At 70.4% G+C, this 22228-nt stretch carries 18 protein-coding genes; 10 read left to right on the plus strand and 8 right to left on the minus strand.

The window, feature by feature from the left end:
* Positions 1-17 precede the first annotated feature (17 nt).
* Together U3653_RS12105 and U3653_RS12110 are read right to left on the minus strand one after the other, a co-directional pair.
* Entirely contained in the window at positions 18-2603 is a 2586-nt protein-coding gene (locus tag U3653_RS12105) for an ATP-binding protein (RefSeq protein ID WP_195078692.1), read from the minus strand.
* A 10-nt stretch (positions 2604-2613) separates the two neighbouring features.
* Positions 2614-2757 (minus strand): hypothetical protein, encoded by a 144-nt coding sequence (locus U3653_RS12110; protein ID WP_195078693.1) that lies wholly within the window; start codon positions 2755-2757, stop codon positions 2614-2616.
* A gap of 168 nt (positions 2758-2925) precedes the next feature.
* Here U3653_RS12110 and U3653_RS12115 point away from each other — a divergent pair, with 168 nt between their 5' ends.
* Genes U3653_RS12115 through U3653_RS12130 form a run of 5 tightly spaced genes read left to right on the plus strand, consistent with a single transcriptional unit; the run spans position 2926 to position 7903 of the window.
* On the plus strand, positions 2926-3123 hold the full coding sequence (locus U3653_RS12115) for a hypothetical protein (RefSeq protein WP_323124208.1): 198 nt from the start codon (positions 2926-2928) through the stop codon (positions 3121-3123).
* The gene (kdpF, locus tag U3653_RS33250) at positions 3120-3206 is read left to right on the plus strand and encodes a K(+)-transporting ATPase subunit F (RefSeq protein WP_353963128.1); all 87 of its coding nucleotides are present in this window, start codon (positions 3120-3122) and stop codon (positions 3204-3206) included. The genes U3653_RS12115 and kdpF overlap by 4 nt, the downstream gene beginning before the upstream one ends.
* Positions 3207-4877, plus strand: coding sequence for a potassium-transporting ATPase subunit KdpA (gene kdpA, locus U3653_RS12120; protein WP_195078694.1), 1671 nt, complete (start codon positions 3207-3209; stop codon positions 4875-4877).
* Between the two features lie 22 nt (positions 4878-4899).
* Positions 4900-7032, plus strand: coding sequence for a potassium-transporting ATPase subunit KdpB (gene kdpB, locus U3653_RS12125; protein ID WP_397069180.1), 2133 nt, complete (start codon positions 4900-4902; stop codon positions 7030-7032).
* A gap of 1 nt (position 7033) precedes the next feature.
* Entirely contained in the window at positions 7034-7903 is an 870-nt protein-coding gene (locus U3653_RS12130) for a potassium-transporting ATPase subunit C (RefSeq protein WP_195078696.1), read from the plus strand.
* A 54-nt stretch (positions 7904-7957) separates the two neighbouring features.
* Here the strand turns inward: U3653_RS12130 and U3653_RS12135 are convergent, their stop codons facing one another.
* Both U3653_RS12135 and U3653_RS12140 read right to left on the minus strand, forming a co-directional pair.
* Positions 7958-8587 (minus strand): MBL fold metallo-hydrolase, encoded by a 630-nt coding sequence (locus U3653_RS12135; RefSeq protein ID WP_397069178.1) that lies wholly within the window; start codon positions 8585-8587, stop codon positions 7958-7960.
* Complete coding sequence (locus U3653_RS12140; protein ID WP_195078698.1) at positions 8581-9666, minus strand: S-(hydroxymethyl)mycothiol dehydrogenase; 1086 nt, start codon at positions 9664-9666, stop codon at positions 8581-8583. The genes U3653_RS12135 and U3653_RS12140 overlap by 7 nt, the downstream gene beginning before the upstream one ends.
* 225 nt (positions 9667-9891) lie before the next feature.
* On the opposite strand from U3653_RS12140, the gene U3653_RS12145 reads away from it, so the two are divergent.
* Entirely contained in the window at positions 9892-10317 is a 426-nt protein-coding gene (locus U3653_RS12145; protein WP_195078699.1) for a DUF1707 SHOCT-like domain-containing protein, read from the plus strand.
* Between the two features lie 57 nt (positions 10318-10374).
* On the opposite strand, the gene U3653_RS12150 is transcribed toward U3653_RS12145, so the two are convergent.
* Positions 10375-11925: a hypothetical protein gene (locus tag U3653_RS12150; RefSeq protein WP_195078700.1), complete on the minus strand. Its 1551-nt coding sequence runs from the start codon at positions 11923-11925 to the stop codon at positions 10375-10377.
* Positions 11926-12343: 418 nt separating this feature from the next.
* Here U3653_RS12150 and smc point away from each other — a divergent pair, with 418 nt between their 5' ends.
* Positions 12344-15964 (plus strand): chromosome segregation protein SMC, encoded by a 3621-nt coding sequence (gene smc / locus U3653_RS12155; RefSeq protein WP_195078701.1) that lies wholly within the window; start codon positions 12344-12346, stop codon positions 15962-15964.
* 12 nt (positions 15965-15976) lie between these two features.
* On the opposite strand, the gene U3653_RS12160 is transcribed toward smc, so the two are convergent.
* Both U3653_RS12160 and U3653_RS12165 read right to left on the minus strand, forming a co-directional pair.
* Positions 15977-16174: a hypothetical protein gene (locus U3653_RS12160; protein WP_195078702.1), complete on the minus strand. Its 198-nt coding sequence runs from the start codon at positions 16172-16174 to the stop codon at positions 15977-15979.
* A gap of 331 nt (positions 16175-16505) precedes the next feature.
* A complete protein-coding gene (locus U3653_RS12165; RefSeq protein WP_195078703.1) occupies positions 16506-17423 on the minus strand; it encodes an NmrA family NAD(P)-binding protein in 918 nt (305 codons plus the stop codon).
* Between the two features lie 34 nt (positions 17424-17457).
* Here U3653_RS12165 and U3653_RS12170 point away from each other — a divergent pair, with 34 nt between their 5' ends.
* Positions 17458-18303 carry a TetR/AcrR family transcriptional regulator gene (locus U3653_RS12170; protein WP_323124209.1) on the plus strand — a complete coding sequence of 282 codons (846 nt, stop codon included), beginning with the start codon at positions 17458-17460 and terminating at the stop codon, positions 18301-18303.
* Between the two features lie 131 nt (positions 18304-18434).
* Here U3653_RS12170 and U3653_RS12175 read toward each other — a convergent pair whose 3' ends face one another.
* On the minus strand, positions 18435-18824 hold the full coding sequence (locus tag U3653_RS12175; RefSeq protein ID WP_019048221.1) for a DUF2237 family protein: 390 nt from the start codon (positions 18822-18824) through the stop codon (positions 18435-18437).
* A 193-nt stretch (positions 18825-19017) separates the two neighbouring features.
* Between U3653_RS12175 and ftsY the strand changes: the two genes are divergently transcribed.
* Positions 19018-20496, plus strand: coding sequence for a signal recognition particle-docking protein FtsY (gene ftsY / locus U3653_RS12180; protein ID WP_195078704.1), 1479 nt, complete (start codon positions 19018-19020; stop codon positions 20494-20496).
* 351 nt (positions 20497-20847) lie between these two features.
* The gene (locus U3653_RS12185) at positions 20848-22227 is read left to right on the plus strand and encodes an ammonium transporter (RefSeq protein ID WP_323124210.1); all 1380 of its coding nucleotides are present in this window, start codon (positions 20848-20850) and stop codon (positions 22225-22227) included.
* Position 22228: the final 1 nt, after the last annotated feature.

Here is a 22228-nt window from a genome sequence, read left to right on the forward strand (position 1 = left end):
GTGTCGTCGCGGACACCTCACTCACCCGCGCTCGTCGTCTCGTGTGCCACGGCGCCGCCCGTGCCGTCGGTCTCGGACGGCTCGCCGCCGGGCAGCTCGACCAGCATGGTCAATCCTCCGCCGGGTGTCGGCTCGGCGTGCACGGTGCCGCCCATCGCCTCGACGAACCCGCGCACCACCGACAGGCCGAGGCCGACGCCGGTGGTGTTGTCCCGGTCGCCGAGGCGCTGGAACGGTTCGAACAGTTGCTCCTCGGCGCCGTGCGGGATGCCGGGCCCGGTGTCGATGACCGCGATCGCGACCCGGTCGCCCGCGCGTTCGGCGGTGACGCGGACCGTGCCCGCGCGCGGGGCGTGGCGCAGCGCGTTGTCGAGCAGGTTGGCCAGCACCCGTTCCAGCAGGCCGCTGTCGGCGCGCACCGAGACGTCGCCCACCTCCACCCGGACCCGGTCCATCGCCGCACGCCGCAACCCGCGCGCGCCCATCCCGACGCTCACCAGGGCGCGGTGCACCACCTCGTCCAGGTAGACCCGCCGCAGCTGCGGCGTGACGACTCCGACCGCGAGCCGGGAGGAGTCGAGCAGATTGCCGACCAGCGCGGTGAGCTGATCCACCGATTCCTCGATGGTCTCCAGCAGTTCGGCGGTGTCCTGCGGGGAGAACTCGACGTCGTCGCTGCGCAGGCTGGAAACCGCCGCTTTGGCGCCGGCCAGTGGGGTGCGCAGGTCGTGGCCGACCGCCGAGAGCAACGCCCGCCGCAGGCGATCGGCCTCCAGCAGGGCCGCGGCGGCACTCGCCTCTTCGGCCAGGCGGGCCTGCCGGACCAGGGCGACGGCCTGGTTGGTGACCGCGTTGAGCACCGGACGGTCGGCGGCCGCCAGCGGGCGACCGGCCAGCAGCAGCCGGTGGCGGGCGTCGCCCGCTTCCACCACGGTGTCCGCGTCGGAGGGCTGCCGCGGCGGGTCGGCACCCACTTCGGCGAGCACGTGGTCGCCTTCCACCAGGCCGACCGCGCGTTGCGCGAAGACTTCTCTGATCTGTTCGAGCAGCCGGGGCAGGTCCGCGCCGTGCAGGATCGCGCCGGAGAACATGGTGAGCAGTTCGGCCTGCCGAGAGGCCTTGCGCGCCTGAGCGGTTCGCTTCGCGGCCAGGTCGACCAGCGCCGCCACCGCGACGGCGACGATGAGCAGCACCACCACGGTGATGAAGCTGTTCGGCTCGGCGATGGTCAGGCTGTAGCGCGGCGGCGCGAAGAACCAGTTCAGCAGCAGCCCGGACAACAGCGCCGAGAACGACGCGGGCACCACGCCGCCGAGCAGCGCCACCGCGACCACGCCGACCACGAACACGGCGCTGATCCCGCCGAGATCCAGCACCTCGTCGAGGGAGGCGGCGCTGATCGCGCAGACCAGGGCCGGCACCAGAACGGCGGCGAGCCACGCGGCCACGGGGCGGCGCGGGTGCAGGGCCGCGTACCGGAATCCGCGGTGGGCCTGTTCGTGCGTCACCATGTGCACGTCGATCTTGCCGGAGCGCTGCACCACTGTGGAGCCGATGCCTTCATCGACCATGCGCGCCCAGCGCGAGCGGCGGGAGGTGCCGAGCACCAACTGCGTGGCGTTCACCTCGCGGGCGAACTCGAGCAGCGCCGAGGGCACGTCGTCCCCGGTGACGGTGTGCAGGGAGGCGTCCAGGCTGGCCGCGAGCTCACGCAACCGCGCCAGTCGTTCGGTGGAGACCCCGGCCAGGCCGTCGCCGCGCACCACGTGCACGACCACCAGATCGGCGCTGGATTTGGTGGCGATCCGGCTGGCCCGGCGCACGAGCGTCTCCGATTCCGGCCCGCCGGTCACCGCAACCACGACGCGCTCCCTGGCCTCCCACAGTTCGGTGATCCGGTGATCGGCCCGGTACCTGGCCAGCGCGGCGTCCACCTGATCGGCCAGCCACAGCAGCGCCAGTTCGCGCAGCGCGGTGAGGTTCCCCGCGCGGAAATAGTTCCGCAGCGCCGCGTCGATCTTCTCGGCGGCGTACACGTTGCCGTGGGAAAGCCTGCGCCGCAACGCTTCCGGGGTGATGTCGACCAGCTCCACCTGGTCCGCCCCGCGCACCACCGCGTCCGGCACGGTCTCGCGCTGCCGGATGCCGGTGATCTGCTCGACGACGTCGTTGAGGCTCTCCAGATGCTGCACGTTGACCGTGGAGATCACGTCGATGCCCGCGTCGAGCAGTTCCGCCACGTCCTGCCAGCGCTTCTCGTGCGCGCTGCCGGGCGCGTTGGTATGCGCCAGCTCGTCGACCAGCACCACCGCGGGGGCGCGGCGCAGCACCGCGTCGACGTCGACTTCCTGGAAGGTGCTGCCGCGATATTCGATCAGCTTCGGAGGGATGCGTTCGATGCCGTCGAGCAGTTCCGCGGTCTTCTCCCTGCCGTGCGTCTCGACCACCGCGGCCACCACGTCGCGACCCCGCTCCAGTCGCCGGTGCGCCTCGCCGAGCATGGCGTAGGTCTTGCCGACTCCCGGCGCGGCGCCCAGGTAGATCCGCAGCCGACCGCGTTTCACGCCTTCATCATCGCGCGTCGCGCCGCTCCGGCCGAGCATCCCGCGTTCGTCACGGCGCGCTGGCGCCCCACCGCCGCGCATCATCCGCCTCGAGCGCCACCGGTTGCGGCCGCGGTGCCCGCGCACGAGTTCCGATCGCGCGGATGACCAGCGCGCAGCAAACGAAGGCGACGACGAAGATCACTGCCGACATCGCGCTCCTTTCTTCTGTCCGGCTGGGTGGCACCGACAGGTCCCGCCCGGCTCTCCACTTCTACCGTCGCCAGACGGACGGACCTCGATTTTTACGGTGTGTTGACGGTCCGCCCGTGTTCCTTGACGCGTTGCTTGCGGGCGGTGAACGACCGTCAACGAACCGCAAATGCCGCGCACCGGGGCGTCAAGAAGTCGTCAGGAAACGGCCGCACGCGCCGCCGGGGCGCTTCACTCGCTGTGTCGCGCCGAAGCCCGGCGCGCGGATGGAGGTTGTCGAGTCATGTCGGTCGTGGTGTTCACCGCGCTCACCGTGGCGGTGTTCGCGCTGCTCGGACTGGTTCAGCGCGGGGTGGAGAAGTTGTGATCGCGAATCTGACCGGTCTCGTCCTCGCCGTCGGCGTCGCGGTCTATCTGGTCGCGGCGCTGCTGTTTCCCGAGAGGTTCTGAGTGAGCACGACAACCGCGGGGATCGTCTTCGTGGCCGCCCTGGTCCTGGCGCTCGCGCTGGTGCACGTGCCGCTGGGCGATTACATGTACCGGGTCTACGACGGCCGCGAGCACTCCCGCGTCGAACGTCTCGTCTATCGCGCGATCGGAGCGCACCCCGGAGTCGAGCAGCCCTGGCCCGTGTACGCGCGCAGCGTGCTGGCCTTCTCGGCGGTGAGCATTCTGTTCTTGTTCTTCTTCCAGCTCGTCCAGGGCGAGTTGCCGCTGCACCTGAACGATCCGGGCACCGCGATGACGCCCGCGCTGGCCTGGAACACCGCGGTCAGCTTCGTGACGAACACGAACTGGCAGAACTACTCCGGCGAATCCACCCAGGGTCATCTGGTGCAGATGGCCGGGCTGGCCGTACAGAACTTCGTCTCGGCGGCGGTGGGCATGGCGGTGGCCGTTGCGCTGGTACGCGGGTTCGCGCGCAGGCACACCGGCGACCTCGGCAACTTCTGGGTGGACCTGGTGCGCGGCACGCTGCGCATCCTGCTGCCGATCGCGTTCGTCTTCGCGCTCGTGCTGGTGGCGGGCGGCGTGATCCAGAACTTCCACCTGCACGACCAAGTGGCGCAGACGCTGGGCGGCGCCCGGCAGACGATCACCGGCGGCCCGGTCGCCAGCCAAGAGGTGATCAAGGAACTGGGCACCAACGGCGGCGGCTTCTACAACGCCAACTCCGCGCATCCGTTCGAGAACCCCTCCGCGTGGACCAACTGGGTGGAGGTCTTCCTGCTGCTGGTGATCAGCTTCTCGCTGCCGCGCACCTTCGGCCGGATGGTGGGCAGTCGTAAGCAGGGCTACGCGATCGTCGCGGTGATGGGGACGATCGCGCTGTTCGGCGTCACGCTGACCAATCTGTTCCAGCTCCAGCACCACGGCACGGTGCCCACCGCTATCGGCTCCTCGATGGAAGGCGTGGAACAGCGCTTCGGCGTGGCGAATTCGGCCACTTTCGCCGGTGCGACCACGCTGACCTCCACCGGAGCGGTCGATTCGTTCCACGACTCCTACACCAGCCTCGGCGGCCTGATGACGATGTTCGACATGCAGCTGGGCGAAGTCGCGCCGGGCGGCACCGGGTCGGGCCTGTACGGCATGTTGATCCTGGCGGTGATCACCGTGTTCGTCGCCGGGTTGATGGTCGGGCGCACCCCGGAGTACCTGGGCAAGAAGATCACGCCGCGCGAGATCAAACTGGCCGCGTCGTACTTCCTGATCAGCCCGCTGATCGTGCTGGTCGGCACGGCCGCGGCGCTGGCGATGCCGGGCCAGCGCGCGAGCATGCTGAACTCCGGGCCGCACGGGCTGTCGGAAGTGCTCTACGCGTTCACCTCGGCCGCCAACAACAACGGCTCGGCCTTCGCGGGCTTGACCGGCAACACCGAGTGGTACAACACCGCGCTCGGGCTGGCCATGCTCTTCGGCCGCTTCCTGCCGATCGTCCTCGTGCTCGCGCTGGCCGGTTCGCTCGCGCGCCAGGGCAGCACTCCCGCGTCGATCGGCACGCTGCCCACGCACCGGCCGCAGTTCGTCGGCATGGTGGTCGGCGTGACGGTGATCCTGGTCGCGCTCACCTTCCTGCCCGCGCTGGCGCTCGGGCCACTCGCCGAAGGAATCCACTGACATGTCCAGTCCCGTTCTCGAAATGGCTTCGGCGCAGGCCGGGTCCGAGCGGCCGCGGCGGGGCAAGAGCGTCCGCAGCGGGGTGCTCGACCCGAAAATGCTGCTGACCTCGTTGCCGGAGGCGGTGCGCAAGCTCGATCCACGCACGCTGTGGCGCAACCCGGTGATGTTGATCGTCGAACTGGGCGCGGTGTGGTCTACTGTGCTCGCTCTGCTCGACCCGACCTTCTTCGCCTGGGCCGTCGTCGTGTGGCTGTGGCTCACGGTGATCTTCGCGAACCTGGCCGAGGCCGTCGCGGAGGGCCGCGGCAAAGCGCAGGCCGACACACTGCGCAAGGCGAAGACCGACACCGTCGCGCGGCGACTGGTCGAGTGGTCGCCGGGCGCGTGGGTGGCCGAGGAACGGGTCGCCGCTCAGGAACTGCGCCGCGGCGATCACGTCGTGGTCGAAGCCGGACAGGTGATCCCGGGCGACGGCGACGTGGTGGAAGGCATCGCCTCGGTGGACGAGTCGGCGATCACCGGTGAATCCGCGCCGGTCATCCGCGAATCCGGCGGTGACCGCTCGGCGGTGACCGGCGGCACCACCGTGCTGTCGGACCGGATCGTCGTGCGGATCACCCAGGAGCCGGGGCGCAGCTTCATCGACAAGATGATCGCCCTGGTGGAGGGTGCGAGCAGGCAGAAGACCCCGAACGAGATCGCGTTGAACATCCTGCTGGCGGCGCTGACGCTCATCTTCGTCTTCGCGGTGGTCACGCTGCAGCCGATGGCGATCTTCAGCAAGTCGAACAATCCGGGCGTGCCGGACACCGCGGCGCTGGACGCGCACGGCGTCACCGGCATCGTGCTGGTCTCGCTGCTGGTGTGCCTGATTCCGACGACCATCGGCGCCCTGCTGTCGGCGATCGGGATCGCGGGCATGGACCGCTTGGTGCAGCGCAATGTGCTCGCCATGTCCGGCCGTGCCGTCGAGGCCGCCGGGGACGTGAACACTCTGCTACTGGACAAGACCGGCACGATCACGCTCGGCAACCGCCAAGCGGCGGACTTCGTCCCGGTACCCGGCGTGAGCAAGGAGGAGCTGGCCGACGCCGCACAGCTTTCCAGCCTGGCCGACGAGACCCCGGAAGGCCGTTCCATCGTGGTCTACGCCAAACAGGCTCACGGTCTGCGGGAGCGCACGCCCGGTGAGCTGAACCACGCGCGCTGGGTCGAGTTCACCGCGCAGACCCGGATGTCCGGCGTCGACGTCGAGAGCCGCAGGTTGCGCAAGGGCGCGGCGAGTGCCGTCACCGAATGGGTGCGCGCGCAGGGCGGTTCGGTGCCCGGCGAGCTCGGCGCGACCGTCGACGGCATCTCCGCCGCGGGCGGCACGCCGCTGGTCGTCGGCGAGGCCGACGGCGACGGCGCCAGGGTGCTCGGCGTCATCCACCTCAAAGACGTGGTGAAACAGGGCATGCGCGAGCGGTTCGACGAGATGCGCAGCATGGGCATCCGCACGGTGATGATCACCGGCGACAACCCGCTGACCGCGCAAGCGATCGCGGACGAGGCGGGGGTCGACGATTTCCTCGCCGAGGCGACGCCGGAGGACAAGTTGGCGCTGATCAAGCGGGAACAGGAGGGCGGACGCCTGGTCGCGATGACCGGCGACGGCACCAACGACGCGCCCGCGCTGGCGCAGGCCGACGTGGGCGTGGCGATGAACACCGGCACCTCGGCCGCCAAAGAGGCAGGCAACATGGTCGATCTGGATTCCGATCCGACCAAGCTGATCGAGATCGTGGAGATCGGCAAGCAGCTGCTCATCACGCGCGGGGCGCTGACGACGTTCTCCATCGCCAACGACATCGCCAAGTATTTCGCGATCATCCCCGCGCTGTTCGTGACGCTGTTCCCCGGCCTGGACCTGCTCAACGTCATGCGGTTGGCCAGCCCGCAGTCGGCGATCCTGTCCGCGGTGATCTTCAACGCCGTCGTCATCGTGGCGCTGATCCCGCTGGCGCTGCGCGGCGTGCGCTACCGGCCGTCGAACGCTTCGAAGTTGCTCAGCCGCAATCTGACCCTCTACGGGCTCGGCGGCATCATCGCGCCGTTCCTCGGCATCAAACTCGTCGACCTCGTGGTCCAGTTCCTCCCCGGGATGTCCTGACATGCGCCTTTCAACCTGGATCCGGCAGCATCTCGCCGCCCTGCGCGCGTTGCTCGCGCTCACGGCGATCACCGGAATCGTCTACCCGCTGGCGGTTTTCGCGGTGGCCCAGTTGCCCGGTCTGCACGAGAAAGCGGACGGGTCGTTGATCGAGGTGAACGGAACGACGGTGGGCTCCGGCCTGATCGGGCAATCGTTCACCGGCCCCGGCGGTGCGGCCTCGGCGCAGTATTTCCAGAGCCGCCCTTCGGCCGCCGGTGACGGCTACGACCCGATGTCCACTTCCGCGAGCAATCTCGGACCCGAGGACATCGTCGACACTCCGGCACGCGCGAGCCTGCTCACCGCGGTCTGCGCTCGCAGCAAGGAGGTCGGCGACCGTGAGGGGATCGACGGCAGCCGCCCGTTCTGCACGAAAGACGGTGTCGGCGCGGTGCTCTCGGTGATCGGACCGCGTGACTCCGACGGGGACGTTTCGCGCCCCGTACGGGTCGTCAGCGTCAACGAGGCGTGTCCGGCACCGCCGTTCGTCGCGGCCTATCGCGGCGTCCGGGTCGACTGCGCCGAACCGGGACAGGATTACTCCATCGGACGCATCGTCCCCATACGCGGCGACGCGCCCGCCGACCCGGCGGTGCCCGCCGATGCGGTCACCGCGAGCGGGAGCGGGCTCGATCCGAACATTTCGCCGCGGTACGCGGCCATCCAGGTGCCTCGGGTCGCGAAAGCGCGCGGGATCTCCGAGCAGCAGGTGCGCGCCGTAGTGGACGAGCACACCAGCGGCCGGACACTGGGATTCCTCGGCGAGCCGCGGGTCGACGTGCTGCGGTTTAACCTGGACCTGGATCGCCGGTACCCCTACCGCGGTTGACGCGGAGGCGGCCGCGGGCGGTGTCGTTGTGCCGCCCGCGGCCGTCGACGGCGGTCAGTGGCCGCGGGCGATCCAATCGGCGAGGAAGGGCTTCTCCGCGCCGATGGTGGTGGAATCGCCGTGTCCGGTATGGACCGTGGTCTCCTCCGGGAGCGTCAGCAGGCGTTGGCGGATCGACTCGATGATCGTGCCGAAATCGGAGAACGATCGGCCGGTCGCGCCGGGGCCGCCGGCGAACAACGTGTCGCCCGTGAACACGGCCTTCGCGTCGGGCAGATGCAGTGCGACCGAGCCGGGGGAGTGGCCAGGGGTGTGCAGGATGTGGATTTCGGTGTCGGACACGCCGATCCGATCGCCGTGCGCGAGCGGCTGGTATCCCGTGTCGGGATGGGTCATGCGCCACAGCGGTTCGTCGCCGGGGTGCAGCAGGATGGGTGCGTTCAGGCGCTCGGCGAGTTCGGGGGCGACCGTCACGTGATCGTTGTGTCCGTGGGTGCACACGATCGCGCGAACGGCGCGCCCGGCGACCGCCGCGAGAATCGGGCCTGCGTCGTGGGCGGCATCGATGACGACCACCTCGTCGTCGTCGCCGACGAGCCAGATGTTGTTGTCCACCGCCCAGGTGCCGCCGTCGAGGCGGAACTCGCCGGAGGTGACGACGCGGTCGATGCGGATGGTCACCAGACCACCACCGAACGCAGCACGTCGCCCGCGTGCATCTTGGCGAAGGCTTGCTCCACCTGGTCCAGCCCGATGCGTTCGGAGACGAACCGGTCCAGCGGCAGCCGTCCCTGGCGGTAGAGGTCGATCAGGGCGGGGAAGTCACGTTCCGGCAGACAGTCGCCGTACCAGGCGGATTTCAGCGCGCCGCCGCGGGAGAAGAAGTCAAGCAGCGGCATCTCCAGGGTCATCTCCGGGGTCGGCACGCCGACGAGGACCACCGTCCCGGCGAGGTCGCGGCCGTAGAAGGCCTGCTGCCAGGTCTCCGGCCGTCCGACCGCGTCGATGACCACGTCCGCGCCCCAGCCGTCGGTGTACTCCTGGATCTTCTCGACCACGTCCTCGGTGGTCGCATCGATCGTGTGGGTGGCGCCGAAGTCCGTGGCCCAGCGCAGTTTCCTGGCGTCGCGGTCCACCGCGATGACGGCGCGCGCACCCGCGAGCCTGGCTCCGGCGATGGCCGCGTCCCCGACGCCGCCGCAGCCGATCACCGCGACGGTGTCGCCGATCGAGACGTTGCCGGTGTGGATCGCCGAGCCGATGCCCGCCATCACGCCGCAGCCGAGCAGGCCCGCCACCGCAGGGTCGGCTTCCGGATCGACCTTCGTGCACTGGCCTTCGTGCACCAACGTCTTGTCGGCGAACGCGCCGATGCCGAGGGCGGGCGTCAGCTCGGTGCCGTCGGCGAGGGTCATCTTCTTGCTCGCGTTGCGACTGTCGAAGCAGTACCACGGCCTGCCGCGCTTGCAGGCCCGGCACTCACCGCAGACCGCGCGCCAGTTGAGGATCACGTAGTCACCCTCGGTCACATGGGTGACCGCCGCGCCGACGGCTTCCACCACGCCCGCCGCCTCGTGGCCGAGCAGGAACGGGAAATCGTCGGTGATGCCGCCTTCGCGATAGTGCAGGTCGGTGTGGCAGACCCCGCACGCCTGCACCCGCACCACCACGTCGTGCGGGCCCGGATCGGGAATCACCACCTCGACGCTCTCGACCGGTGCGCCTTTGCTGCGGGCCACGATCCCGCGGACGGTTTCCGACACCTGTGCCTCCTGAGCGAGTTCTCGGGACGCGGATCCGGTCGCTCCATGGACCCGCGAGCTGAACACCTGTCCATACAGTTGTTCCCGATCCGAACCCTACCGCCGGATCGCGCGAAGTCCCGAGTTTCGAGCGGGAATCGCCCGTGAGGGTTGACATTCCACTTTGGAGGGTTATGCTGGACTCATATTCCACTATGGAAGATAAACCCGTCGATAGGACCAGGCATGGACATCTCCACCGGCACTCGCGCCTCGAACGCCGAACGCGACGTCGTGGTGCGCCTGCTCGGCAGGCATATGGCGGACGGCCGGATCGATCTGCCCGAGTACGACCAGCGCGTCGCCCAGGTGTACGCCACCACCGATCGCGAAGACCTGCGCGCGGTGCTGTCCGATCTGCCCGAACTGGGCAAGGACGCCGTGGCGCCCGCTTCCGCGCGCCCCCGCATCCCGATCTGGCAGCGCATCGAGGGCAGCACCTGGCTCGCCGTGAGCCTGCTGGTGCTCGTCATCTGGGGCGCGGTCTCGCTGAGCGTCGGCGCGCTGACCTACTTCTGGCCGATCTGGGTGATCGGCCCGTGGGGCGCCGTCCTGGCGTTCCGGATGGTGGCGGGCTTCGAGAACGGCCGGTTCAGCCACCGCGCGAGCTGAGCTCCGACCGTCGGCGCTGTCACCCGTCGCACCGGGCGACAGCGCCGTTGTCGTGTCCTACCACCCGCGCCGCGCGGACTCGTGCGGGGGAAGCGAGGGTTCCCGCCGTGACCGCTGATCGCCGCGGTGACGGCGGCCGGGTGGTTGGTCGTCGGCCCGGTCTCGGTCGGACGGCACCGGACGGTCGCGGTATGCCGCATCGGGCCGCTCTCTTCGGCCGGTCCCTGGCTCGCGGTCCGCGGGCCTGCGTCCGGTCTGCTCGCTCCCTCGCGGATGACGGACCTCCGCGTCGTCGTAGTCGTCCCGAGGTCCGGCGCGGTGCGATGCGTCGGGCTCATCGGGACGCCGACGTCTCGGCGGGTCGAGACGGCCGGGTGCAGAACGCGGAGGCGGATTCGCCCCACCGCCGCGCGGGAGCCGGTCGCCTCGCCGAGCGGGTTCGGATTCCTCGCGGCGGCGGCGTCGTGCTGCCGCGGGCGGGCTGTAGTCGCCGGCCGGAGGGTTCGTTCGTGCTGTCGGCCAGGAGTTCGCGGTGCGTGTCGGTCGATCGGCATCGGTGCGCCGGGACGAGGTCGGTGGCTCGGCGGCTCCGCGACGGGTGGACCGGCTCTCGCCGCGCGCCTCCTGCGGCGGCTTCCGGCGGGATCTGCTCGCACGGGGCGGCTGCGGCGGACGACCCGGCTGGAGGACGGGAAGCTCCCGGGTGATCTGCGTGGCGCTGACGCCTTTCTCCTGATAAGTGGCGGCGATGTCGTGCGCGCGCAACCACGCGCCCGGATCGTGGCGGGCGACGGCGTCCAGCCACGGAAGGGTGTCCTCGAGCAGATCGAGCAGATCGCCGGGGCCGTCGCCGAGCGCGGCCCGGATGGCGGGGAAGGCTTCCGTGGGGAAGGTCCACTTCCATTCGGACCGAGCTTCCGCGTGTCTGCGGCCGTGCAGGACGAGGTCGCCGGAGCGGGAGATCTTGGCCCGCACCGTCCGGACGCCGGACTCGATGACGAGTTCGCCCGTTTCGGTGCGGGTGATCTGCTCGGTCTGGTCGTCATCGTCGAGTTCGGGGGCACCGATCTCGTCGTCGGGGTCGACGCGGCGCATCCATTTCGTGACCGCGCCAAGCGGGAGCAGCGGCTGTCGGTCCGCAATGTGGGCGCGGGTGATCCGCAATGTCCGCGCAATCCCGGCGACGAGATCCGCCCAGCCCGGGGATTCCGCGGCGTCGGGCAGGTCGTCGTCCTCCCAGTGGTCTGGGGGCGCCGACCGGGGGCCGATGCCGGTGCGCCCGGGTCGCTCGCTCCTGCCGTACACCGGTTCGGCGGATCGCCCGGCTCGGCCGGGAAAATTCCCAGGACTGGGAGTTTCGTCCTCGTCGGCGTCGTCCCACGGCGGGTCCGCGTCCTGCTCCGGTCCCCGCAGTTTGATCTCGAACCACGCCGCGCCAAGGGCGGCCGCGGCGAAAGCCGCCGCGACCGCCACCTCCATCCGCACATCGCTCAGCAGCGCGCTCTTGCTGCGTTCACAGGCGTGCAGGAACACCAGGCTGCCGAGGACGAGCCCCGCGATCCGGGCAAGGCGGAACCGGGTACTTGTCCCTGGTGAGGGGGCAGACATCGTGGTGCGCTCCCGAACGTTCCGCTGACGAATCAGAGGGATCGTAAGGGGCCGGAGGATGTGGCGTCAGTGCCAGTTCGAGACCGGGCATGGGCAGCGGGCTGACGGAAGAGACGCGTGCCGGTGGCAGAGCGGGCGTTCCCGCATCCCGGTGCGCCGGCGGAGTCGGTCGCGTCGCGGCCGCCGACCCGATGCGACCGGCGCCGCCGTCGCCGTCCCGGCAAACCCGGGGCATATCGAAATGCGCGCGAACCGGCGGCGAGTCGATAGCCTACGGATATCGCCGAACCACCACTCGGCCGCGCACGCCGTCGGGCCCCGGAAGCTCCCGGTACGCGACGGATACCATGACAGGTCGCCGGATGCGCTGCCCCGACGCGGAACGCCGACCGGGCAGAACACGGAAAGGTCGTCGAACTTGCACCTGAAGAGCCTGACGTTGAAGGGCTTCAAATCCTTCGCGTCCGCGACGACGCTGCGCTTGGAACCGGGCATCACGTGTGTGGTCGGTCCCAACGGCTCGGGCAAATCGAACGTCGTCGACGCGCTCACCTGGGTGATGGGCGAGCAGGGCGCCAAGGCGTTGCGCGGCGGCAAGATGCAGGACGTGATCTTCGCGGGCACGGCGGGCCGCGCGCCGCTCGGCCGTGCCGAGGTCACGCTGACCATCGACAATTCCGACGGCGCGCTGCCGATCGACTACGCCGAGGTGTCCATCACCAGGCGCATGTTCCGCGACGGCGCGGGCGAGTACGAGATCAACGGCAACTCCTGCCGCCTGATGGACGTGCAGGAACTGCTCAGCGACTCCGGCATCGGCCGCGAGATGCACGTCATCGTGGGTCAGGGCCAGCTGTCGGCCATCCTGGAATCGCGCCCTGAGGACCGCCGCGCGTTCGTCGAGGAAGCCGCCGGTGTGCTCAAGCACCGCAAACGCAAGGAGAAGGCGGTCCGCAAGCTCGAGGCCATGCAGGCCAACCTGGCTCGGCTGACCGACCTCACCACCGAACTGCGCCGCCAGCTCAAACCGCTGGGCAGGCAGGCGGAGGTGGCGCGCAGGGCGCAGACCGTGCAGGCCGACCTGCGCGACGCCCGGCTGCGGCTGGCCGCCGACGACCTGGTCACCCGGCGCGAAGAGCTGGCCAGCCAGCAGAGCAAGGAAGCGTACGCGCGCGAACAGCAGATCACCGTGCAGTCCGAGCTGGACGCCGCGAACGCGGCGCTGGCGCAGCAGGAATTCCAGCTGTCGCGGCTGACGCCGAGCGCGGAGGCCGCCGCGCAGCTGTGGTTCCAGCTGTCCGCGCTCGCCGAGCGGGTCAACGCGACCATCCGCATCGCGGGCGACCGGGCGCGGCACCTGGACGCGGCGGCTCCGGTCAGCACCGGCCGCGACCCCGAGCAACTCGAGGCCGAGGCCGACCGGGTCGAGGCCGAGGAGGCCGAGCTGCGCGAAGCGGTGGAGATCGCCACGGAGACGCTGGAGGCGGCCCGCGACCAGCTGGCCGAACGCGAACACGCCGCCAAGGCCGCCGAGCAGGCGCACTTGGCCGCGGTGCGGGCGATCGCCGACCGGCGCGAGGGAGTGGCCCGGTTGTCCGGCAAGGTGGACACCCTGCGGGCCAGGGCGCAGTCGGTGGACGCGGAGATCGCGCGGCTGTCGGTCGCGATCGCCGACGCCCGCCATCGCGGTGAGGCCGCGCAAGCCGAATTCGACACGGTGCAAGCCGAACTCGCCGAACTCGACGCGGGCGAGGCCGGTCTCGACGCTCAGCACGAGCACGCGGCGCAGGCGCTGGAACTGGCCGATCAACGGGTCACCGAACTGCGCGAACAGGACCGGGACGCGAGCAAGCGCGTCGCGTCGCTCAGCGCGCGCATCGAGGCGCTCGGCATGAACCTGGCCCGCCGGGACGGTGTGGCCTGGCTGGTGGAGCACCGCGAGCAGGGATTGCTCGGCCCGCTCTCGGCGCTGCTGCGCGTGCACGGCGGCTTCGAGGCGGCGGTCGCCGCCGCGCTGGGCCCGCTGGCCGACGCCGTCGCCGCCGACACCGGCGAGTCCGCGCACGCCGCGATCCAGGCGCTCAAGGACGCCGACGCGGGCCGCGCCGCCGTCGTCTTCGGCGCCGAGCGTGCCGATCGGCCGCGGCCGGACGCGCTGCCCGACGGCGCCCGCTGGCTGTTCGACGTGGTCGAATGCCCCGACTCGGTGCGCGGCGCGATCGCGGCGCTCGCCGCGGGGATCGCGGTGGCCGACGATCTGCCCGCCGCCCGCGCGCTGGTCGCGGCGCGGCCCGAACTGCGCGTGGTCACCCGCGACGGCGACCTCACCGGAAACGGCTGGCTGCTCGGCGGTTCCGATCGCGCGCCCAGTCAGCTGGAGATCCAAGCCGACATCGACGCCGCCGAGGCGGAGTTGATCGCGGCGCAGCGGCGCGCCGAGGAACTCGAGGCCGCGCTGTCCGGCGCGCTAGAGGAGCAGGCCGATCGCAAGGACGCCGTCGACCAGGCGCTGCTCGCCCTGCACGAATCCGATCAGGCGCTGGTCGCGATCTACGAGCGGCTGGGCAGGCTCGGTCAGACCGCTCGCACCGCGCACGCGGAGAGCGAACGGCTGGTCGGCCAGCGCGACGACGCGGAGGCGAGCCGGGAGGAGGCGCTGGCCGCGCTGGCCGAGCTGGAGGACCGCCTGCGCCACGCGGAATTGGAGCAGTCCGAGGCGGACGCCGACGGCGCGGGCGCGGCGGGCACCGAATCCGCGGGCCGCGCGCGCGAGGAGGCCGCCGCGGCGCTGGCCGAGGCGCGCGCCATGGAGGTCGAGGCGAGGCTCGCCGTGCGCACCGCCGAGGAGCGCGCGGAATCCGTTCGCGGCAAGGCCGATTCGCTGCGCCGCGCCGCCCGTGCCGAGCGGGAGAACCGCGCCCGCGCCGAACGCGCGCGAGCCGCGCGCAGGCAGGCGGCCGAACTCGCCGCCGCGGTGGCCGAATCCGGTGCGAAGATCGCCGCCGAACTCGAGCGGGTGGTGGCCGAGGCCGGCGCCCGCCGCGACGAGCTGGTGCGCAAACGCTCGGAGTGCGCCGCGCAGGTCGAACAGGTCAAGGAGCGGGTGCGCGCGCTCACCGCGCAACTGTCCCAGCTCACCGACGCGGTGCATCGGGACGAGGTGGCCAAAGCCCAAGCGGCGCTGCGCATCGAGCAGCTGGAGGCGACCATCGCCGAGCAGTTCGGTATCGCGCTGGACGATCTGATCGCCGAGTACGGCCCGCACGTGCCGCTGCCGCCGTCGGCGCTGGAGATGCAGGAGTACGAGCAGGCCAAGGAGCGCGGCGAGCAGGTCAGCGAACCCGCCCCGATGCCGTACGACCGGCAGACCCAGGAGCGTCGCGCCAAGCGCGCCGAGAAGGATCTCGCCACCCTGGGCAAGGTGAATCCACTCGCGCTCGAGGAATTCGCGGCGCTGGAGGAGCGGTACAACTTCCTGGCCACGCAGCTCGAGGACGTCAAGAGCGCGCGCAAGGATCTGCTCGACGTGGTCGCCGAGGTCGATGCCCGCATCCTGCAGGTGTTCACCGAGGCGTACGCCGACGTGGAGCGCGAGTTCGTCGAGGTGTTCGCGAAACTGTTCCCCGGCGGCGAGGGCAGGCTGCTGCTCACCGACCCCTCGGACATGCTCACCACCGGCATCGAGGTGGAGGCCCGTCCGCCGGGCAAGAAGGTCAAGCGCCTGTCGCTGCTGTCCGGCGGGGAGAAGTCGCTGACCGCCGTCGCGTTGCTGGTGGCCATCTTCCGCGCCAGGCCGTCGCCGTTCTACGTGATGGACGAGGTCGAGGCCGCGCTGGACGACACCAACCTGCGCCGTCTGATCGGCCTGTTCGAGCAGTTGCGGGAGAAGAGCCAGCTGATCGTCATCACCCACCAGAAGCCGACGATGGAGATCGCCGACGCGCTCTACGGCGTCAGCATGCGCGGCGACGGCATCACCCAGGTGATCTCTCAGCGGTTGCGCGGGGAGAATCTGGCCCCGGTCGGCGCCGCGGGCTGACCCGCCGCGCGGTCAGCTCCGGCGTGCGGGCAGGGTGACGGTGCCGGAGTCCAGGTCGACCAGTGGGTCGTCACCGGAGATCCGATCGTCGACCTTGGCGATCGCCACCCATTCCTTGCGCTCGTGGATGTGCTTGCGCGAGGGGCCGAATATCTCGTCGACCTCCGCGCCGACCGGATCGCGCCGGGCGCGGCCGGATCGTCTGCGCATGCCTTCCACCGTGCCGAGCGTACGCCTCGCCGCTCGACAACCCCGGTGAGCAGGGCCTGCGCCCAGTGGCACCGGCACCGGCACCGGTCCGCCCCGCTTCTCGGTGCGGCCTTTTCACCACGCGGCCACGGACGAGACGATCGCCCCCCCCCATCGGGAAGCTCGGGTCCCGCGTGGTTCGGCCGCGACGCTCGGTCTCTCGGCGGCTACGGCCTCGGTGGGGGACCCCTCAGCTCCGGGGCCGCCGGCGACAGCGAGTCGTCTCATGTGATCCGGCTCGTACGCGACGCCACGGTGCGACGGGATCCCCGAACCGCGAATCCGACCCCGATCACCCAGCCTTATCGGAGCTTTCGTGGTCGAGCAGCGCTTTGATCTGCGCCGCACCGGTTTCGGCGAGCCAGGCGTCGAATGTCCGCAGCCCGGGATGGATTGCGCGGATCTCGTCGACGTCGGCGCTCCAGCCGCCGGTGTGGCGCATGAGCCGCCACGTATTGCCGATCTCCGCGCCGATCGCGTCCGCCTCGGCTTCGCCGACTTCGTGGTAGCTGACTCGATGACCGGTGGCCGCGCTGATCGCCGCCGCGGCCACGGGCGGGACGAGCACGTCACCTGCGAGTTCGAGGACGCGGCCGTGGAAGCGATCCGGGTCGGCGAACGCCAGACCGGCGATGTCGCCGATGTCCGCGACGGCGATCACCTTCATCGGCCCCTCGGCCGGGAACAGGTGCCGGTGCACGCCGTCTTCGATGCCGTCGACGGGTGACGTGCGCAGCAGGTAGTTCTCCATGAAGCGCACCGGGCGCAGCAGGGTGTATTGCAGACCGCTGGCGATGATCGCGTCTTCGATGCGCTTCTTACCCGTCGCGCCCCACGAGGTGCTGTCGCCCATCGAGGCGATGCCGGTGAACACGATCTGCCGCACCCCGGCCGCACGTGCGGCCTCGACGATCGCTTCGCCGCGCGCGGCCTCCAAGTCGACGTCCCAGCCTTCCGGACCGTAGGCTGCGGGCGGGACCAGGAACAGGCCGCTGACACCGGCCAGCGCCGCGGGCAAGGTCTCGGGGGCGTCGAAGTCGCCGACGACGAGTTCCGCGCCCGCCGCGGCCAGTTCCTGCGCGGCGTGCGCGTGTGCGTCGCGGACGAGCGCGCGCACCGCCCTGCCGTCGGCCAGCAGTCGCCGGGCGGTCGTGCCGCCCTGCTTGCCGGTGGCCCCGGTGACCAGGATGAGGTTGTGCTGAGGGGGCATACTCCGCCTTCTCTGCTCGGTAGAATCGGGTTGGTTGACCCGGATTCGGACGATACGGGTCGCGCCACCCGATCGACCAGGCTGCTTATCGGAAGGCCGTAACGAAATGACCGCATCGCTCGCTCCGGGCGGGATGTCGCGATCCGATGCCCGGCGCAATCGCGCCCTCGTGCTGGCGGCCGCGCAGCGCGCCTTCGCCGAACAGGGCGCCTCCGTGTCACTGGTCGAGGTCGCCCGCAGGGCTGGTGTCGGCGCGGGCACCGTCTACCGGCACTTCCCCACGAAAAGCGCACTGCTGGAAGCGGTTATGCAACAGCGCATCGACCGGTTGGCGAAGCTGGCCGCCGACCATCTCGCCGCACCCGATCCCGGCGCCGCCTTCTTCGACTTCTGCACCGCGGTGATCGCCACGACCCCGGACAACCAGGCGCTGTGCGACCTCGTTCAGTCCGACGACGGTTGGCCGCGCGCGCTGGTACAGAGCGCGGGGGTGCGATTCCACGGTGCGGTGGCGGCTCTGCTCGCCGCGGCCGAGCGGGAGGGGGCGGTCCGGGCCGACATCGAACTCGACGACGTGCTCGCCATCTTCACCGGATGCGTCGCGATCCAACGGCTCCGTAAGGCCAGTGGCGGCCTCGACCGTACCGCCGCGATCGTGCTGGACGCGCTGCGCGCGGGGCCGGTCGGACCGGTGGTGACGAAACGGGAGGGCGACACCGAAGACCGTAACGAAACTGAGGAGCGTAACGAAAGCCAAGCGGATCGCTGCCCGGTGTGCCGGGCGGCGGTGCCCCGGGCCGGGACGGGCCGCAGGGCCAGATACTGCTCGGCCGCGTGCCGTCAGAAGGCGCATCGCCGACGGGTCGCGGCGGCACGCTGAGCCCGAATGGCGCATTTGTGCCATCGGATGCTCGGCTGCGCCACGGACCGATCGGACCCCGGCTCGTGATCCCCGGGTGAGCCGGTGATCCGCGCGGCGCTCGCCGCCGGTTGGAAGGGGTTACCGGTTGCTCAGAGCAGGTCGCTGACGTCGTCGGGCACGTCGACGGCGTACTTGCGCAGAATGTCCATCGAGATCACTTCCAGGGCGTTCTCGTGTGTGGCGGCCAGCACCACGGGCGCGGCGACGCCGTCCTCGTGCGCGTGCAGCCATCGCACGGCGACCACGCACCACCGGTCCCCCGGCTGCAAACCGGGAAAATTGTTCTCCGGACGGGGTGTGCTCAAATCGTTTCCGATGGAAGCCTGATGCTCCAGGAATTCTGCCGTGACAACGGTGCAGACGGTGTGGCTGCCCAGATCCTCCGGCCCGGTACTGCAGCAGCCGTCCCGGTAGAAGCCGGTGAGAGGATCGGTGCCGCACTCTTCCAGCGGCCCCCCAAGCACGTTTCGATCGGTCACGTCGCCGATCCTATTGTCCCTTCGCGAGAAGTTCCGCAGGACAAGAAATCTGGAGGGCTGTGTCGGTGCCCGCTCGCACCGGCCCACGGCCCGGTACCTGCGATGTTCGCCGACTTCGCGCCGTCGGCCCCGGCGCGCGACTCGCGCGCCGGGTGCGGCTCGGGGCCGATCCCGTGACGACCGGTCTGCAAGGATGGTCCGCGTGAGTCCCGAAGTCTGGATCCTGATCGCCGCGGTCGCCGCACTGCTGCTCGTCGTGCTCGTCGCCGGATTCGTCCGGTACAAGCGCGGCCGCGTGTCGCTGACGCCGCCCACGCAGGACAAGGAGCTGACCGACCGGTCCGGTGGCTACACCGCGTCCGGCGGATTCTCCTTCAGCCGGGGTGGCACGGCGACCGAACCGCAACCGGTCGAGCGCACCGACACCGAAGGACAGCCGCACGTCGGCGACGACGCCGCGATACCGCGCGACGCGCCCAAACGCGGCATCACGAACGTTCCCTTGCCGGATGCCGACGTCACCGAGGCGGCCCCCGCGCCGGAAGTCGTCGAGCCGGCCACCGAAGCGGAGGCCGGGCCGGAGACGGTGCCGCAGGACAGCGACGCGGTGGAGGCCCCGGAGGCCCCGGCTCAGGACACGACCGCCGAGCCGGTCACCGGCACCGCGGGCCCGGACACCGGCGTCACCACCGAGATCGTCGCGCCCGACACGCCCGCTGGCGTCGAGGCGCCCGCCGCGCTGGAGGAGATCGAGCCCACCGCGGGCCGCCTGGTCCGGCTGCGCGGACGGCTGTCGCGCTCGCAGAACGCGGTCGGCAAGAGCCTGCTCGGCCTGCTCGGCGGCGGCGACCTGGACGACGACTCGTGGGAAGAGGTGGAGGACACCCTCGTGCTCGCCGACCTCGGCACCGCGAGCACCACGGCCGTCGTCTCCCGGCTGCGTGCGGAGATGGCGGCGCGCAGCGTGCGGACCACCGACGAGGCGCGTGCCGTGCTGCGCGACGTGCTGATCGAGCAGCTGCGCCCGGAGCTGGACCGCTCGGTGCGCGCGCTGCCGCACCCCGATCACCCGTCCATCCTGCTCGTGGTGGGCGTGAACGGCACCGGCAAGACCACCACCACCGGCAAGCTCGCCCGGGTGCTCGTGGCCGACGGCCGCCGGGTGCTGCTCGGCGCGGCCGACACCTTCCGCGCCGCGGCGGCGGACCAGTTGCAGACCTGGGGCGAGCGGGTCGGCGCCGATACCGTCCGCGGTCGTGAGGGCGCCGACCCGGCCGCGGTCGCCTTCGACGCGGTGGCCGCGGGCGTCGAGCGCGGGGTGGACGCGGTGCTGATCGACACGGCAGGGCGGTTGCACACCAAGACGGGCCTGATGGACGAGCTGGGCAAGGTCAAGCGCGTGGTGGAGAAGAAGGCCGCCGTCGACGAGGTCCTGCTCGTGCTGGACGCGACCGTCGGACAGAACGGACTCACCCAGGCCAGGGTGTTCGCCGAAGTGGTCGACATCACCGGCGTGGTGCTGACCAAGCTGGACGGGACGGCCAAGGGGGGCATCGTCTTCCAGGTCCAGCACGAACTGGGCGTGCCGGTGAAGCTGGTCGGGCTCGGCGAGGGCGCCGACGACCTGGCTCCGTTCGAGCCCGCCGCGTTCGTGGACGCACTGCTGGGCTAGAGCCGTCCCGATCCCGAGTCCGGCCCGAAGAGGTTGCCGCGCGCGGCGTTCTGCCCACCGGCTGCGCCGCGTGCGCTCCTGGGTCGACGCCGCCCGCGGTGCGAGGGCGGTCACACCCCGGAAGTTTGCCGACTCATCCTGTGCGGTAACGAATGTCCGATTCACGAAAAGCGTGCTCACAGCGCCGCGAACACCGCGGTGTAGGTGACGAAACGTAGTGGCAACACGGCTGTGCCATCCGTTCACGTAGGTGAAACACGGCAGCTCTACGGATGAAACACCGAGTTAGGACCCTTCTGTTCAGGTCCATTTGCCGGAATCGGCTGGGCCCGAGATGAGGAGGACATTAAAGTGGCTTTTCCACTTACCGGTGCACCGGATACCGGTGACACCGCATGGATGCTGGCGAGCTCGGCGCTGGTGTTGCTGATGACGCCGGGCCTGGCTTTCTTCTACGGCGGCATGGTCCGGTCGAAGAACGTGCTCAACATGATCATGATGAGCATCAGCGCCATGGGCCTGGTCGGCGTCCTGTGGTCGCTGTACGGATACTCGACGGCCTTCGGCGACAACACCTTCGGCCTGATCGGTGATCCGACGCAGTTCTTCGGCCTCAAGGGCCTGATCGGCGGCAACTCCGTCGCCGAGGTCAAGGACGCGGCGGGCTCGGTCACCACCGAAGCGGTGAACATCCCGCTCGCCGGCACGATTCCGGCGACCGTCTTCGTCGCCTTCCAGCTGATGTTCGCCATCATCACGGTTGCCCTCATCTCGGGTGCGGTCGCCGACCGCTTGAAGTTCGGCGCGTGGCTGCTGTTCGCAGGCATCTGGTCCACGGTGGTCTACTTCCCGGTCGCGCACTGGGTGTTCGATTTCGACGTCAAGGACGCCGACGGCAACGTCGTGCACGAGGGCGGCTGGATCGCCAACAAACTGCTCGCGGTCGACTTCGCCGGTGGCACGGCGGTGCACATCAACGCCGGTGCGGCCGGTCTGGCCCTGGTGCTGGTGCTCGGCAAGCGCAAGGGCTGGCCGACCACCCCGTTCCGCCCGCACAACCTGCCGTTCGTCATGCTCGGCGCGGGTCTGCTGTGGTTCGGCTGGTTCGGTTTCAACGCCGGTTCCGCGGTGACCTCCGGCGGCCTCGCCGGTTCGACCTTCGTCACCACCACCATCGCCACCTGCGCCGCGATGCTGGCCTGGCTGCTGGTGGAGAAGATCCGCGACGGCAAGCCCACCTCGCTGGGCGCGGCCTCGGGCATCGTGGCGGGTCTGGTCGCCATCACCCCGTCGTGTTCCTCGGTGAACGTGCTCGGCGCGCTCGCCATCGGCGTCGTCGCGGGCGCGCTGTGCGCCCTCGCGGTCGGCCTGAAGTTCAGGTTCGGCTTCGACGACTCGCTCGACGTGGTCGGCGTGCATCTGGTCGGCGGCATCGTCGGCACCCTGATGGTCGGTTTCGTCGCGGCGCCCGAGGCGGGTGCGGCCAAGACCGGTCTGCTCTACGGCGGCGGATTCGATCAGCTGTGGCGACAGGCGGTGGGCGCCGGTGTGGTGCTTGCCTTCTCCTTCGTCGCGACCCTGATCATTGCCTATATCGTGAAGTTCACCATTGGGCTGCGCGTGAGCGAGGAAGCGGAGTCGGTCGGCTTGGACGAGTCCGAGCACGCGGAAACCGCCTACGACTTCGCCGCTCTGGGTAGCACGGCACGTTCGGCCGTCAAGGAGGCATGAC

The organism is Nocardia implantans, assembly GCF_035544775.1.
GTDB classification, from domain to species: Bacteria; Actinomycetota; Actinomycetes; order Mycobacteriales; family Mycobacteriaceae; genus Nocardia; species Nocardia implantans.